Consider the following 15,808-nt stretch of genomic DNA (forward strand, 5'->3'; position numbering starts at 1 on the left):
AAAGGGTTCCCATGCATCAACTGACCCTCGCCGAGATCGCCAAGGGCCTCGACGCCAAGCAGTTTTCCGCCGAAGAGCTGACCCGCAACCTGCTGGCGCGCATCGCTCAGCTCGATCCGCAGCTCAATAGCTTCATCACCGTGACCGAGCAAGTCGCCCTCGACCAGGCCAAGGCTGCCGACGCTCGTCGCGCCGCTGGCGAGAACGGCGTCCTGCTCGGCGCACCGATCGCGCACAAGGACCTGTTCTGCACCGAAGGCGTGCTGACCACCTGCGCCTCGAAAATCCTCACCGGCTTCAAGGCGCCCTACGACGCCACCGTGGTCGCCAAGCTCAAGGCCGCCGGCGCGGTCAGCCTGGGCAAGCTGAACATGGACGAATTCGCCATGGGTTCGGCTAACGAATCCAGCCACTACGGCGCGGTGAAGAACCCCTGGGACACCAGCCGCGTACCGGGCGGCTCGTCGGGTGGTTCCGCCGCCGCCGTGGCCGCGCGCCTGATCCCGGCCGCTACTGGCACCGACACCGGCGGCTCGATCCGCCAGCCAGCGGCGCTGACCAACCTCACCGGGATCAAGCCGACCTACGGCCGCGTCTCCCGCTGGGGCATGATCGCCTACGCCTCCAGCCTCGACCAGGGCGGCCCGCTGGCCCGCACCGCCGAGGACTGCGCGCTGCTGCTCGGCGCCATCGCCGGTTTCGACAGCAAGGATTCGACCAGCGTCGAGCAGCCGGTGGACGACTACCTCGCCGCCCTCGCCCAGCCACTGGCCGGCCTGCGCATTGGCCTGCCCAAGGAATACTTCGGCGCCGGCCTCGACCCACGTATCGCCGACAAGGTCATGGCGGTGGTCGAGGAATTGAAGAAGCTCGGCGCCACCGTCAAGGAAATCAGCCTGCCCAACCTGCAGCACGCGATTCCCGCCTACTACGTGATCGCCCCGGCCGAAGCCAGCTCCAACCTGTCGCGCTTCGACGGCGTGCGCTTCGGCTATCGCTGCGAAGCGCCGAAAGACCTGCAAGACCTGTACAAGCGCTCGCGCGGCGAAGGCTTCGGCGACGAAGTGAAGCGCCGCATCATGGTCGGTACCTATGCCCTGTCCGCCGGCTACTACGACGCCTATTACCTGAAGGCACAGAAAGTCCGCCGCCTGATCAAGAACGACTTCGTCGCCGCGTTCGAAGGTGTCGACGTGATCCTCGGCCCGACCACGCCGAACCTGGCCTGGAAGCTCGGCGAGAAAGGCGGCGACCCGGTGTCCGCCTACCTGGAAGACATCTACACCATCACCGCCAACCTCGCCGGCATCCCCGGCCTGTCGATGCCTGCGGGCTTCGTCGACGGCCTGCCGGTCGGCGTGCAGTTGCTCGGCAACTATTTCCAGGAAGGCCGCCTGCTCAACGTCGCCCACCAGTACCAGCAGGTGACTGACTGGCACACACAAGCACCGAGCGGATTCTGAGGAAGGGTTTGAATATGCAATGGGAAACCGTGATCGGGCTTGAGATCCACGCTCAGCTCAGCACTCAATCGAAGATTTTCTCGGCCAGCGCCACCACCTTCGGCGCCGAGCCCAACACCCAGGCCAGCCTGGTCGACCTCGGCATGCCCGGCACCCTGCCGGTGCTCAATGAAGCGGCGGTGCGCATGGCCTGCCAGTTCGGCCTGGCCATCGACGCCGAGATCGCCGAGCGCAACGTCTTCGCGCGCAAGAACTACTTCTACCCGGACCTGCCGAAGGGCTACCAGACCAGCCAGATGGACCACCCCATCGTCGGCAAGGGCTTCCTCGACATCACCCTGGAAGACGGCACGGTCAAGCGTATCGGTATCACTCGCGCGCACCTGGAAGAAGACGCCGGCAAAAGCCTGCACGAAGACTTCCACGGCATGAGCGGCATCGACCTGAACCGCGCCGGCACGCCGCTGCTGGAAATCGTTTCCGAGCCGGACATTCGTTCGGCCAAGGAGGCCGTGGCCTACGTCAAGGCGATCCACGCCCTGGTGCGTTACCTCGGCATCTGCGACGGCAACATGGCCGAAGGCTCGCTACGTTGCGACTGCAACGTGTCGGTTCGCCCGAAAGGCCAGGAAGCCTTCGGCACCCGCGCCGAGATCAAGAACGTCAACTCGTTCCGCTTCATCGAGAAAGCCATCAACCATGAAGTGCAGCGCCAGATCGAGCTGATCGAGGACGGTGGCAAGGTGGTCCAGGAGACCCGCCTGTACGATCCGAACAAGGATCAGACGCGCTCCATGCGCAGCAAGGAAGAAGCCAACGACTACCGTTACTTCCCCTGCCCTGACCTGCTGCCGGTGGTGATCGAGCGCAGCTTCCTCGAACAACTGCGCAGCAAGCTGCCCGAGTTGCCGCCGCAGAAACGCGAGCGTTTCGAGAGCCAGTACGCGCTATCCACCTACGACGCCAGCGTATTGAGCGCGAGCCGTGAGCTGGCCGACTACTTCGAAGCGGTCGAGAAAACCTGCGGCGATGCCAAGCTGTCAGCCAACTGGGTGATGGGCGAGCTGTCCAGCCTGCTCAACAAGGACAACCTGGAAATCGAGCAGTCGCCGGTGTCCGCCGAGCAATTGGGTGGCATGATCCTGCGCATCAAGGACAACACCATCAGCGGCAAGATCGCCAAGATGGTCTTCGAAGCCCTTGCCGCCGGTGAAGGCGCCAGCGCCGATGAAGTGATCGAGAAGAAGGGCCTCAAGCAGGTCACCGACTCCGGCGCCATCGAAGCGATGCTCGACGAGGTGCTGGCGGCCAACGCCGAGCAGGTCGAACAGTACCGCGCCAGCGACGAAGCCAAGCGCGGCAAGATGTTCGGTTTCTTCGTCGGCCAGGCCATGAAGGCATCCAAGGGCAAGGCCAACCCCGGGCAAGTGAACGAATTGCTGAAGAAGAAGCTCGAAGGCTGAAGCGGACCTGGCGCTTCGCTTGGCGGCGAGCGCCAAATGCGGCTTTGAGGCAGGGCGGACATGTGCTTTTTGTAGGGTGGACAACGCTCTTTTTGTCCACCATTGGCGATTTAGAGCGGTGGACAAGCTTCGCGTTGTCCCCCCCTACAAATGTCTGCTTTTGCCTCGAGCCTGCAATTCAGACTTAACGCCCCCTCTGAGGAAGGCCTTCATGCGGCATCTGACAGTTCTGATGTTCCTGTTCAGCTTCCTCGGCGGTTGCAGCCTGGTGCCATTCAGCAGCGGTACGCCCGGCGACTACCGGGCCGATGGCAAGGCCTCGTATTACGGCAAGGCCCACCACGGCAATCGCACCGCCAATGGCGAGCGTTTCGACCAGAACGCCCTGACCGCCGCCCACCGCACCCTGCCGTTCGGCAGCCGCGTGCGGGTCACCAATCTCAACAATGATCGTTCGGTGATCGTCCGCATCAATGACCGCGGCCCCTACGGACGCGGACGCATCATTGACGTATCGAAACGCGCAGCCGAAGAGCTCGGCATGATTCGCAGCGGTATCGTGCCGGTAAGGCTGGAAAGCCTGGAATAGCCGCCTCGCACAGGGCGCGATGACCGCCTGTGCCCTGGCGCCGAGCGCTTCACTGCAATGACAAATGCGACGTATCAGGCGCCACGGCCTGCGCGTTGGACGTTGCCTGCCCCATGTCGCTGCCGACCGGCGCCAGGCTGAACTGCGAGAAATCCACCGCAGGCGGTTGTGCCGCCGGCCGGGCATCCTGCAGATCCACGCCAATCGGTGCCACACCGAAATCCGGCGCCTCGACATCGATGAATGCAGCCATGTATTCGTCGCGCGGCGCGACCTTCAATGGCTTGAAGCCCACACTATCGGGAACAACTGCCGCAACCGCAGTCACGACCGGCGCAGGCGCTGCCGGTGGCGGCGCCAGTTCGATCTCCTCGACCACCGCTTCCAGCGCCTGCACGATGGCAATGGCTCCAGCGCGCGCCAGGGTCGAGCGGTACTTTTCCGCAGTCGCCTCGTCCAGATTGCTCTTGATCACGATCTTGCGACCGGAGAACAACAGCGCCATGCGCTGGGCATCCGCCTGGAACAGCTTGGCCAGGTTCGCCTTGACCAATTCGGGCTGGGCACCGGGAACCAGCTCTCCGGCGAAGGCGATCTCGTACAGTTCCATGGTCATGCTCCTTTTATTCAGTGGCGCAGTATGGCCCAGCTATTTTTCATGTAACAGTCGGTGGCGAGCGTGCTGGCGCTTGTTAAACTGCGCCACCCCGTGGAGGTTGCAATGAATTGCCAGGCGCAAATGATAAGAATTATCGGACTTAGCCTCGGCCTTGGCTTGCTCAGCGGCTGCTCGACCTGGTTTACCAGCGACTTCCAGGACCCGGAAATCCGCCTGCTGGACGTCGAGGTGATCAAAGCCAGGCTGCTTGAGCAGCGCCTCAACCTGCACTTTCGCATCGACAACCCGAATGACAGCCGCCTACCAGTGCGCAAGCTGCTATATAGCCTCGAACTCGATGGCATTCCACTGGCCGAGGGTGAATCCCGCGAGTGGTTCACGGTCAAGGCACACGGCCACAAAACCTTCGTCGTTCCCGTACGCACCAATGTATGGCGACATCTCAAGGACCTGGCCAAAGCCCTGGAAAGCCCTGATACGCCAATCCGCTACCGCTTCACCGGCGCGGTGCAAACCGGCCTGTTGTTCGGCCGCACTGTGCATCTGGTGCGCAATGGCGAGATAATCCCCGACGATTACATCCCGGAGTGAGTCACCGATGAACCAGCAACCCCACGTCCACGGCCCAGACTGCAACCACGACCATGATCACCACCACGATCATGGCCACGTGCACGGCCCGCACTGCAACCACGGCCACCAGGAGCCGGTACGCAACCCGCTCAAGGAAGTCGGTCGCAACGATCCCTGCCCATGCGGCAGCGAGAAGAAATTCAAGAAGTGCCACGGCGCCTGAAGGCAGCCCGCCGGCGCAAGCCTCAAGCAACAGACAACGCCAGGCGGCCTTGACTTGCCGCCTGTAGCTTGAGGCTGGCGGCTCCTACTACAATCGCTCCCCATCGTCTGCCACCCTCTCTGCGCCAGGAGCCGGCTCATGGGTTCGCGCCTTTTTCCTCGTTCGTTCCTGCTTTCAACCGCAACCGCCCTGGGCGGCTGCCTGTTTCTCAGCGGTTGCCAGTCCTATCTCGACAACCGCTACGCTGACAGCGTCGCGCCGGACCAGGGCATCGTGAAGGTCCAAGGCCTGGCGCAGAGCGTGACGGTGCGGCGCAACACCCTGGGCATGCCACTGATCGAGACCGGCACCTTCCACGACGCGCTGTTCGCCATGGGCTACGTACATGCCAGCGACCGCCTCGGCCAGATGGTCGGCATGCGCCTGATGGCCGAAGGGCGCCTGTCGGAAATGAACGGGCCGGGAACCCTGGAAATCGACCGATTCATGCGCACCGTCAACCTGCGCAAGAGTGCCGAGATTCTCTACAAGAACGCCTCGCCACGGATGAAGCGCTTCTTCGAGGTCTACGCCCGCGGCGTCAACGCCTACATGTTCCGCTACCGCGACAAGCTGCCGATGGACATGGCCGAGAGCGGCTACAAGCCAGCCTACTGGAAGCCGGAAGACTCGGTGCTGATCTTCTGCCTGCTGAACTTCGGCCTGTCGGTCAACCTCAAGGAAGAAATCGCCTCGTTGACCCTGGCCGACAAGGTCGGCAGCGACAAACTCGCCTGGCTGCTGCCGACCTACCCGGACGAGCAACTGCCGTTCGAAGAGGTCGAGAAGTTGCGCGGCCTCAAGCTCGCCGGCCAGATTCCCGGCCTGGCCAGCCTCGACCAGACCGCCAACCAGGTGGCCCAGCTCAACATGCTCGGCGTCGCCGCCTCCAACAACTGGGCCTTCGCCCCGCAGCGCAGCCGCAGTGGCAAGAGCCTGCTGGCCAACGACACCCATCTGCCGCTATCGATGCCTTCGCTGTGGAGCTTCGTGCAGATCCGCTCACCGAAATTCCAGGCCGCCGGCGTCTCCATCGCCGGCGTGCCCGCCGTGGTCGCCGGCTACAACGGCAAGCTGGCCTGGGGCATGACCATGGTCATGGGCGACAACCAGGACCTGTTCCTGGAGAAGGTCAAGCGTGAGGGCGGACGCACTCTTTACCTGGCCGATGGCAAATGGCAGCCCGTCGCCGAGCGTCAGGAAACCTTCTTCATCAAGGGCCAGAGGCCGATCCGCGAGACCATTTTCGAGACCCGCCACGGCCCGCTGCTGAATACCGCCCTGGGCGAGCGCAAGAACCCGCTGCAGCCGCCAGCCTTCAACAGCGGCTACGGACTGGCCTTGCAAACCGCCCAATTCGAGAACGACACCTCGCTGGACGCCTTCTTCGACCTGTCGCGCGCGCAGTCGGTCGACGCCGCCTTCGAAGCGACCCGCGAAGTCCGCGCCATGGCCCTGAACATCGTCTTCGCCGATGCCCAGCACATCGGCTGGCAGGTCACCGGCCGCTATCCCAACCGCAAGCAGGGCCTGGGCCTGGTGCCATCGCCCGGCTGGGACGGCGCCTATGACTGGGACGGTTTCGCCGACCCGATGCTCCACCCCTACGACCAGGACCCGCAGCAAGGCTGGCTCGGAACCGCCAACCAGCGAACCGTGCCCAAGGGCTATGGCATGCAACTGTCCAACTCCTGGTATTACCCGGAACGCGCCGAGCGCCTCGAACAACTGGCCGCCAGCGGCAAGCAGGACATGCAGAGCGCGGTCGCCATGCAGTACGACCAGACCACACCGCTCGCCGCCAAACTGAAGACCATGTTCGAGGCACCTGGCATGGCCCAGCCGTTGAAAGGCGCCATCGACGCCCTGCCGGCTGCAGAAAGGGCCAAGGCCCGCGAAGCCTACCAACACCTGATGGCCTTCGACGGCAGGATGAGTTCGACTTCTGCCGATGCGGCGCTCTACAGCGTGTTCCTGCAAGAGAGCAGCAAGCAGATTTTCCTCGACGAACTCGGCCCGGAAACCAGCCCAGCCTGGCAAGCCCTGGTCAGCATCGCCGACGACTCCTATTCGGCCCAGGCCGACCACCTGCTCGGTCGCGACGACAGCCCATTCTGGGACGACGTGCGCACCCCGCAGAAAGAAGACAAACCCACCATCCTCGCCCGCAGCCTTGCCGCCTCGGTCACCGTCCTCGAAGCCAGGCTCGGCAACGACCGCAAGGCCTGGCAATGGGGCAAGCTGCACACCTATGCCTGGACCAGCAACGCGACCAAGATGGCGCCCTACCTGGCGGCCAGCCAGCGCACCGGCATCGAGGCCCTGGGCAGCTACCTCAACCGTGGCCCCTACCCGGCCGGCGGTGACTTCGGCACGCTCAACGCTTCGGCTTATCACTGGGGCGAGAGCTTCGACACCTGGCTGATCCCAGCCATGCGCATCGTCGTCGACTTCGGTCGCGACGAGCCGATGATCGGCGTCAACAGCTCGGGCCAGTCCGGCAACCCGGCCAGCCCTCACTATGCCAATGGCATCGATGCCTGGCTGAAAGGCAACTATGTGACCTTCCCTTTCCAGTCCGGTAACCTGGACAAGGTCTATGGGAACAAGCGACTGCTGCTGACCCCGCCGAAATAATCACCACGTCCCTGCAAAGGCGCCTCCGGGCGCCTTTTTTCTTGTCCGCTCTACGCAGAAAATCGCGCCCAAGATGATGGCCAAATGCCTCAAGAGCCGCATCGGCACTGGGTTGCAGGCATTCCGCTCGTCGTTGCCAAGGTTGTTTTTCAGCCCCCTGAAAATTGACCAGAAAACGTACGACCCTGAAAAAAACCTTGCCCATCAGTAAAAGCCTATCTGGCCATCGAACAAAGTCATTTTTATGACGCCAATACATCGACGAATGGCTCTTACCTTTATCTGACACCAATCTTATAAAGCGTCCCGTGATCACGGCGGCGCCTCTGAGACGAGGGATTCGGCGACCCCATCAGTACGATCACGAACGCATCATTCAGCGTGAATGAAACCGGAACCACCCGGCTTCATGTCCAGGACGGCCCCCACGGCGAATGAATTTTTTGATTCCTGCACCGGAGCCGTCCTTATCATGATCGACCTCAGCACCTGGAACCTCAGCATCCCCGTTGGCACCCCCGCTACCACCATCGCCACCCCCCAATTGGTTGGCGGTTACCAGGACGACTATTTCAAAGCCGCCAATGGCGCCATATTCTTCTGGGCCCCGGTCAACGGCACCACCACCAAAAGCGCCAAATACCCACGTAGCGAACTGCGCGAGACCTATGCCGACGGCACCCTGCGCAACTGGAAATACCAGGATGCCGACAACACCCTCGATGGCACCCTGAAAGTCAGCCAGGTGCCTTCGACCGGCAAGATCGTGATCGGCCAGATCCACGACGTCGAAAGCTCCAACCCACCGATCAAACTGCAATACCAGTACAAAGCCGAAACCAATGTCGGCAGTATCGTCGCCATCGTGCGGGTCAAACCCACCGACGACAGCACCAGCTACACCGTGGCCCAGAACGTGCCGCTGGAGCAGTTGTTCTCCTACACCATCCGCCTGACCCCGAGCGGCACCCTGGCGATCTATGTCAAACCCTCGGCCAGCGCCGCCACCGTCAAGTGGACCGCCAAGCTGGACACCGCCTGGAAAACCAGCACCTTTTACTTCAAGGCTGGCTCCTACGTGCAGGACAATACCGGCGACTCCAGCGAAGCGGGTGCGGTGAGCTTCACCAGCCTGACGATCAAGCACAAATAAGCCGAAGAGAACAAAGCGGCGGCTCCGGGTAACCGGGCCGCCGTTTTTTGCTTATAGGGAACGTTTTAAGCATCGATGGCGATATGCAGACAAATACAAATCCACAATTGATTTAAAAACATAGCTTTACATAAAAGTCATCGCACTAGACTTCAACTCGAGCGACTAACCGCTCGTGCGGCCAGACTTTGCGCCGCAACGGATCCTGCGAGGGCATCATGAGAATCGCCGCAAGCGAACTGGGCCAGTATGTCATCCGCCCCACCCTGCACTACCTGGGGCGCAACTCACCAACCGCTGAAGCCCTGCTGCTGGGTATCGCCGCCTGCCAGTCAGCGATGGGCGAGGTGCTCGACGATAGCCAGGGCTACGGCCTGTACCGGATCAGCGCCAACCATCATCACCAGCTCTGGGACGAATACCTGGCCACCGACCCCGACCTCGCCAGCCAGCACGCTTTCGTGCATGCGCCGGACCTCGAACTGGTCGTCAACCTGCGCTATTCCACGGCCATAGCCTGGATGCTGGTGGAATCCAAATCCCTTGAACTTCCATCCAGCCGGGACATCCATGCACTAGGGTCTGTTGACGTTTCGGCGCAAGCCGCGTTGTCGCGAGAAATAATCCCCGGTTAGGCGCAGGACGCAGGCAATGGTCATTCCCTTACCAAGTCCTGCAACGACAGCGGGGGTTATTTCTCGCACAACCCGTAGGGCCGGGCCAGTTTTTACACGATGCAGCGTTACTCGATGGCTCATTTAGCCCACTAAACTTCGCATCTCGCGCCTCGCCTCGTGTAAAAACTGGCTCCGGCGCGGTCGCGACGAAACGTCAACAGACCCTAGCACTCATCTGGCAGAGGGTGTTCCGCCCCCAGGGCGATCCGCGCGATTTCGTACGCGCCTGGAGAAAACGTGTGGAGCCAGATTTTCGTGCTGCATGAAGACCACACGAACATGACCCAACAGTCAGATCAATAACCCGCATTCCGTTCCTGAATGATCGGAGAAATGCATCCCAGAGCGGTTGGCAAAAATACGCCCCACGGGCTAACTTGCTGCCCTCCCCGTTTTGCCGTCTGTGAGAGATCGACCATGAAAAGAACAACCCTAATAAAGAATGCCGTCGCCCTTGCCGTAGCTGCCGCCTCGACCCAGGCCCTGGCCAATGGCTTCACCCTCAACGAGCAAAGCATCAGCGGCATGGGCCAATCCTTCGCCGGCCGCTCTTCCGCCGCGGAAGATGCCACCACCCTGTTCGGCAACCCGGCAGGCATGTCGCGCCTCAAGCGCCAGGAAGTCAGCTTCGGCGCCGCGGTCATCCACGGCAAGACGGATATCAAGCACGCCAGCGGCAATGCGTCTGGCAGCAACGATGGCGACATGGTCCCGGATACCGGCGTGCCGATGGGCTACTACGTCAACCCGATCAACGACAAGTGGGCGTTCGGTATCGGCGTGTACGTGCCGTTCGGCCTCAAGACCGATTACGAGAGCAGCTTCCAGGGCCGTCGCTTTGGCGACTACAGCGAAGTGACGGTCATCACCGTGCAACCGACCGTGAGCTTTCGCATCAACGACCAGTTGTCCGTTGGTTTCGGCCCGACCATCAACCGTATCGACGGCAAGCTGGAGAGTGCCGTCGGATCGCCCACGCCATTCGATACCCGTGAGAGCCGGGTCAAGATCGAAGGGGACGATACCGCGCTTGGCTTCAACGCCGGGGTGCTCTACGAGTTCACGCCACAGACCCGTGCAGGCCTGACCTATCACTCCAAGGTCAAGTACAAGCTGGAAGGCCATACCACGATCAGTGGCCAGAACCTGGGGCTGGCCAGCATCGATGCATTCGGCAAATACGACGCCAGCCTGAAGCTGGACACTCCAGAGTCGGCGGACTTGTCGATCACCCATGAGCTGGATGATCAATGGACCCTCTACGGCGGCGCCACCTTCACTCGCTGGAGCCGTTTGGAATCCATCGTGGTGAACAACGAAGGACTTCGCACCGCCGCTGCCAGCGCCAACTTCGGCACCATTGCCGAAGAGCAGGACTGGAAAGACACCTGGGCCTACTCCGTGGGCACCTCCTATAAACTCAACGAGCACTGGACCCTGCGTACCGGCCTGGCCTACGACGAAGCGCCGACCAATAACGAGCACCGTTCGCCACGTATTCCCACTGGCGACCGCACGATCTTCAGCCTCGGCTTCGGCTGGAGCCCGACTCCGGACGTCACCGTCGACGTTGCCTACTCCTACCTGTGGGAAGACGACGCCAAGATCCAGCAGGCGTCGGCCAGCAAGGGCACCTATAACGCCACCTACGAGAACAGCGCCCATGGCCTGGGCGCAGCGTTGAGCTATCGCTTCTGATAGATCGGCACGCATGAAAAAGCCGGGCAAGCCCGGCTTTTTCATGCGTTACCGACTCAAAACTGTCGGCGCGTTCTCCTCGCCTATCAATCAATCCCGAGCTTCTTCAACCGGTAGCGCATCGAGCGGAAGGTCAGGCCCAGGCGCTGGGCGGCCGCGGTGCGGTTCCAACGGGTTTCCTCCAATGCCTGCATGATCAGCTTGCGCTCGATGTCTTCAAGGTAGTCTTCGAGATTATCGATCTGCGCCAACGACGCCTCACCCGCCTCGCCACCATTACAGCCTTCGGCCAGGCGCAGGTCAGTGGGCTTGATCTGATCGTCCTCGCACAGGGTGTGCGCACGCTCGAGCATGTTCTCCAACTCGCGCACGTTGCCAGGAAAGCGGTAGGCCTTGAGCTTGTCCAGGGCTTCGCTGGTCAGGCGCGTGGCCGGCAGGCCACTGCCTTCGGTAAGCCGACGCAGCACAGCTTCAGCCAACTGGGCGATATCCTCGCGGCGCTCACGCAGCGGTGGAACCCGCAGTTCGATGACGTTGAGGCGATAGAACAGGTCCTGGCGGAAACGACCGGCAGCCACTTCCGCCGCCAGGTCCTTATGCGTGGCACTGAGGATGCGTACGTCGACCACCACTTCCTGCTGCCCGCCCACGGCACGCACGGCTTTTTCCTGGATCGCGCGCAACAGCTTGACCTGCATCGGCAGTGGCAGGTCGGCCACTTCGTCGAGGAACAGAGTGCCGCCGTTGGCGGCCTGGAACAGGCCCTGCTTATCTTCGATCGCGCCCGTGAAACTGCCCTTCTTGTGGCCGAAGAACTCACTCTCCATCAGTTCGGATGGAATCGCGCCACAGTTGACCGGCACGAAAGGCTGTTCGGTACGCGGCCCTTGCTCGTGGATAAGCCGGGCCACCAGCTCCTTGCCGCTGCCCGACTCACCACTGATGTAGACCGGCGCCTGGCTGCGAGCCAGCTTCTGGATCTGGTTACGCAGTGCCTTCATGGGCGGGGAGTCACCCAGCAAACGCGTATCCACCGGGCCGCTCTCGTCGCCGCCGCGAATGCGCAGAGCGGTGGCGACCAGCTCACGCAGTCGCCCCAGGTCGACGGGCTTGGTCAGGAAGTCGAAAGCACCGGCCTTGAGCGAGTTGATCGCGGTATCGAGGCTGCCGTAGGCGGTGATCATCGCCACCGGCATCTGTGCATGGCGCTGCTGGATGTACTGGATCAGGTCCATGCCGGTGCCATCGGGCAGGCGCATGTCGGTCAGGCACAGATCGAAGGGCTCTCGCGCAAGCCATTCACGGGCTTCTTTGACGTTGCGGGCGCTGCGGGTGTCGAGCTTCATTCGGCCCAGGGTGATTTCCAGGAGTTCGCGGATATCAGGCTCGTCATCGACGATCAGGGCTCTTTGCCGTGTGCTCATGGGTCAACTCAGTTTGCGTGGATGGGCGAAGATGACGCGAAAACAGCTGCCGCCCTCTTCTCGAAGTTTGTAATCAAGGCGGGCCTGGTTGCTTTCGCAAAGCTCGCGGGAAATGTACAGGCCCAGGCCGGTGCCCTTGACGTCAGTGGTAAAGAAGGGCTCGAACAGTTGCTGGGTCTGCTCCGGCGGCACGCCTGGCCCGTCGTCCAGGATCTCGAGTACAGGCAGGTCACTTTCTTCGTCACGGAACAGCCGCAGCCAGACCTGGCCCTGGCTGTTTTTCTGGGCGCTGTAGCGCAGGCCGTTCTGCACCAGGTTGGTCAATACCTGGGTCAACTGGTTCGGGTCCATGCGGGTCTGCAGGCCACGGCCACGGGTTTCCAGGTGCAGGGTCTGGTCGGCCTTGGCGGTGGTGCGGAACTCACTGGCGAAACGATGCAGCCAATATTTCAGGTCGAGCAGTTGAGGCTCCGACTGACGCCGCCTGGACAATTGCAGGACATTCTCGATCACCAGGTTCATGCGCCGCGAGTGGTCCTGGATGATCTGCGCCAGGCGTCGATCAGGCCCGACCAGCTCCTCCGACTCCTGCAACAACTGCGCGGCGTGGCTGATGGCCCCCAGCGGGTTGCGGATCTCATGGGCGATGCCCGCAGTGAGGCGTCCGAGGGACGCCAGCTTGAGTTGTTGCGCCTGCTGGGTGATCTGCGAGATGTCGTCGAGAAATACCAGGGTGTGCTGTGAGCTGCCGCGCTGCAGGGCGATAAAGCTCGGCTGCACCATCGGGCCGTCGGCGCTGATCTGCAGGCTTCGCGTGCGCAGGGTCGGGTTGCTCTGCCACTGATAGAGGCTGCTGAGCAACTCCGGGCAATGCGGGTCGATGATTCGTCCGCTGAGATCATTGCAGCCGGTCAGGCTCAGTGCCCCCTGGTTGGCCAGCAAGACGCGGTGACTGCTGTCCAGGACCAGGACGCCGGTACGCATGCGCTGGATGATCAGGGCATTGAGCGCTTCGAGGTTGGCAACGTCGGTCGCGCGCTGCTCGGCCAGAATTTCACTCTGCTTGAGCTTGCGGGTGATGCGTTGCAGGAAGATCGCCGCGGCGAAACTGAGAGCACCGAGAGACCCGGCCGAAACGTACTGCGTGGCGGCCGCTGGGTGGCTGATGCTCAAATAGAAGGTCAGGTAAATCATGCCGCTGGACGCCACTGCGGCAATCAGCAGACCAATACGCCCACGCAGCAGGATATTGGCGATGGCCACCGAGACGATCAGCAGGTTGCCGATCCCACTGGGAATGCCGCCACCGGCGTAGAACAACACGCTGAGCATGATCACATCGGTCAGCGCCAGGCTGAATATCTGCATCAGGTGGCGAACCTGGCGAACCGTCGCGGCAATCAGCAGGTTGGCGATCAGATAAAGCCAGGCAACGTTACGGAACAGGTTCTCGTTGACCATGCTCAGCACCTGATCATCCAGGTCGCTGTAGATCAGTACCAGCATCGCGCCGCCGACGATCAGCCGGTACAGGTGATAAAGGCCGAGGATGCGCCGCCCCTGAACACCGCCCAGAGCGAGTTGCTCATTACTCACCGTGACGGGAGCCTTCTTGCAGATGAGGCTGGCCGCAGTACCAGCGGTTCTCATGGGTTAGTGCCTGGCTCTTCGGCACATGGACACCGCACACCGCGCAACGGACCATGGGTGCCGCCTCGGCCTCCGGGGCAGCCTTGGGCGGACGAGGGCTATTGAAACGACGCCAGGCCCAAACGGCCAGGGCGATCACGGCGAACCAGAACAGCAGGCGGAACATGGCGGACTCATGGAATGAAGGCAGTCCCGCAGTGTAGCCAAGGTAATGGCTGCTGCGCAGCACTTGCTTGCGACGTTGTGCGGCAGTTTGTGCCGAAAAGAGTATTGACGCTGATACGTTCACACTTTCGCGGAAAAGCACCATGCGCATCAGAGGCTGATGGCTTCTGGCCGTCCGTTTTGCCGGGTGACGCGAGACGTGCGCGCCACCCTCAGCTTGTCCAGCGCTCGGCATTGGTAATGGCGGGCAGCAAGAACCAGCCGGATTGAAAACTCGCCCCATCCAGCCGCAAAAGAAAAAGGAGGCCGTAGCCTCCTTTATTCCAACCTGCTCGATATCAATCGAAGATACCGAAGGTCATGTAGCTGAACCAGGAACGATCACTGTTGTTGCCTTCGGCCTCGCGCTGCTCTTCTTCGACGGCACTCTGGTTTTCCGGCTTCAGCTCGCTCGGGATCTGCTCGGCGGCATCTTCGTACTGGCGGATCACGTCCTGGCTGGCACGGGTTTCGCCCGGCGGCAGCGGCGCATCGGACTCGATCAGGCCCAGTGTGGCCTTGGCCAGCCAGGAGCGGTTGTCCACTTCGTCTTCCTGGGGAACGAACTTGCCGTCCTTGATGCTCGGGTGATCCGGGTAGTTCAGCTTCAGCGCTTCAAGGCTGCTATCGGCCAGGTCGTTCAGTTCCAGGCGCTGATAAGCCTCGACCATCACCGCCAGGCCGTCGCCTACGGCCGGGGTCTCCTGGAAGTTCTCCACCACGTAGCGACCACGATTGGCCGCGGCCACGTAGGCCTGGCGCTGCAGGTAGTAGTGGGCGACGTGAATGTCATAGGCCGCCAGCAGGTTGCGCAGGTAGATCATCCGCGCCTTGGCATCCGGGGCGTAGCGGCTGTTCGGGTAGCGGCTGGTGAGCTGGGCGAACTCGTTGAACGAGTCGCGGGCAGCACCCGGATCACGCTTGGTCATGTCCAGCGGCAGGAAGCGGGCAAGCAGGCCACGATCCTGGTCGAACGAAGACAGGCCTTTCAGGTAGTAGGCATAGTCGACGTTCGCGTGCTGCGGATGCAGGCGGATGAAGCGGTCGGCAGCCGACTTGGAGGCTTCCGGCTCGGCATTCTTGTAATAGGCGTAGATCAGTTCCAGTTGCGACTGCTCGGCATAGCGGCCGAAGGGATAGCGCGACTCCAGGGCCTTGAGCTTGGCAACCGCATTGGTGTAGCTGCCGTTGTTCAGGTCATCCTGGGCCTGCTGGTACAGCGCGGTCTCGCCCAGGTTTTCGTCCACTTCCGGCTTGTTGGACGAGCAGGCGGCAGTAATGGCGAGGAGAGCGATCAACAGCAGGTGTTTCACTTGCATGGTGGCTTGCGTCCCTGTGACGGCCCTAGGCCGTCCTGATATGATGGGCGCCCCGGAACCCCGGGACAAAGACGCCG

Annotated in this window: 14 protein-coding genes; 9 read left to right on the forward strand and 5 right to left on the reverse strand. The window is 62.0% G+C overall.

Going from position 1 to position 15,808, the window contains the following annotated elements; translation table 11 throughout:
* Positions 1–11: 11 nt before the first annotated feature.
* From gatA to ACSZPK_RS12525, 3 genes are all read left to right on the forward strand, one after another.
* Positions 12–1,463 carry an Asp-tRNA(Asn)/Glu-tRNA(Gln) amidotransferase subunit GatA gene (gene gatA, locus ACSZPK_RS12515; RefSeq protein ID WP_437881792.1) on the forward strand — a complete coding sequence of 484 codons (1,452 nt, stop codon included), beginning with the start codon at positions 12–14 and terminating at the stop codon, positions 1,461–1,463.
* 14 nt (positions 1,464–1,477) lie between these two features.
* A complete protein-coding gene (gatB, locus tag ACSZPK_RS12520) occupies positions 1,478–2,926 on the forward strand; it encodes an Asp-tRNA(Asn)/Glu-tRNA(Gln) amidotransferase subunit GatB (protein ID WP_437881793.1) in 1,449 nt (482 codons plus the stop codon).
* 211 nt (positions 2,927–3,137) lie between these two features.
* Positions 3,138–3,515, forward strand: a complete 378-nt coding sequence (locus tag ACSZPK_RS12525; RefSeq protein WP_437881794.1) for a septal ring lytic transglycosylase RlpA family protein — start codon at positions 3,138–3,140, stop codon at positions 3,513–3,515.
* A 49-nt stretch (positions 3,516–3,564) separates the two neighbouring features.
* Here ACSZPK_RS12525 and ACSZPK_RS12530 read toward each other — a convergent pair whose 3' ends face one another.
* A complete protein-coding gene (locus tag ACSZPK_RS12530; protein ID WP_437881795.1) occupies positions 3,565–4,125 on the reverse strand; it encodes a hypothetical protein in 561 nt (186 codons plus the stop codon).
* A gap of 111 nt (positions 4,126–4,236) precedes the next feature.
* Between ACSZPK_RS12530 and ACSZPK_RS12535 the strand changes: the two genes are divergently transcribed.
* The 6 genes from ACSZPK_RS12535 (at position 4,237) to ACSZPK_RS12560 (ending at position 11,134) form a co-directional block, all read left to right on the forward strand.
* Positions 4,237–4,725 carry an LEA type 2 family protein gene (locus ACSZPK_RS12535; protein WP_437882009.1) on the forward strand — a complete coding sequence of 163 codons (489 nt, stop codon included), beginning with the start codon at positions 4,237–4,239 and terminating at the stop codon, positions 4,723–4,725.
* A gap of 7 nt (positions 4,726–4,732) precedes the next feature.
* Positions 4,733–4,930, forward strand: coding sequence for an SEC-C metal-binding domain-containing protein (locus tag ACSZPK_RS12540; RefSeq protein ID WP_437881796.1), 198 nt, complete (start codon positions 4,733–4,735; stop codon positions 4,928–4,930).
* A 138-nt stretch (positions 4,931–5,068) separates the two neighbouring features.
* Positions 5,069–7,606 (forward strand): penicillin acylase family protein, encoded by a 2,538-nt coding sequence (locus ACSZPK_RS12545; protein WP_437881797.1) that lies wholly within the window; start codon positions 5,069–5,071, stop codon positions 7,604–7,606.
* Between the two features lie 472 nt (positions 7,607–8,078).
* Positions 8,079–8,759, forward strand: a complete 681-nt coding sequence (locus ACSZPK_RS12550) for a polysaccharide lyase family 7 protein (protein ID WP_437881798.1) — start codon at positions 8,079–8,081, stop codon at positions 8,757–8,759.
* A 218-nt stretch (positions 8,760–8,977) separates the two neighbouring features.
* The gene (locus ACSZPK_RS12555; RefSeq protein WP_437881799.1) at positions 8,978–9,394 is read left to right on the forward strand and encodes a hypothetical protein; all 417 of its coding nucleotides are present in this window, start codon (positions 8,978–8,980) and stop codon (positions 9,392–9,394) included.
* Positions 9,395–9,853: 459 nt separating this feature from the next.
* Positions 9,854–11,134, forward strand: a complete 1,281-nt coding sequence (locus ACSZPK_RS12560; protein WP_437881800.1) for an OmpP1/FadL family transporter — start codon at positions 9,854–9,856, stop codon at positions 11,132–11,134.
* Between the two features lie 86 nt (positions 11,135–11,220).
* Here the strand turns inward: ACSZPK_RS12560 and ACSZPK_RS12565 are convergent, their stop codons facing one another.
* The 4 genes from ACSZPK_RS12565 to ACSZPK_RS12580 all read right to left on the reverse strand — a co-directional run bounded on the left by ACSZPK_RS12565 (position 11,221) and on the right by ACSZPK_RS12580 (position 15,731).
* Positions 11,221–12,558, reverse strand: coding sequence for a sigma-54-dependent transcriptional regulator (locus ACSZPK_RS12565; RefSeq protein WP_437881801.1), 1,338 nt, complete (start codon positions 12,556–12,558; stop codon positions 11,221–11,223).
* Positions 12,559–12,561: 3 nt separating this feature from the next.
* Entirely contained in the window at positions 12,562–14,154 is a 1,593-nt protein-coding gene (locus tag ACSZPK_RS12570; RefSeq protein WP_437882010.1) for a sensor histidine kinase, read from the reverse strand.
* Positions 14,147–14,374 carry a PP0621 family protein gene (locus ACSZPK_RS12575; RefSeq protein WP_437881802.1) on the reverse strand — a complete coding sequence of 76 codons (228 nt, stop codon included), beginning with the start codon at positions 14,372–14,374 and terminating at the stop codon, positions 14,147–14,149. The genes ACSZPK_RS12570 and ACSZPK_RS12575 overlap by 8 nt, the downstream gene beginning before the upstream one ends.
* A 337-nt stretch (positions 14,375–14,711) precedes the next feature.
* The gene (locus tag ACSZPK_RS12580) at positions 14,712–15,731 is read right to left on the reverse strand and encodes an outer membrane protein assembly factor BamD (protein WP_437881803.1); all 1,020 of its coding nucleotides are present in this window, start codon (positions 15,729–15,731) and stop codon (positions 14,712–14,714) included.
* Positions 15,732–15,808: the final 77 nt, after the last annotated feature.

The organism is Pseudomonas sp. LRF_L74, from assembly GCF_965644255.1.
Classification (GTDB): domain Bacteria; phylum Pseudomonadota; class Gammaproteobacteria; order Pseudomonadales; family Pseudomonadaceae; genus Aquipseudomonas.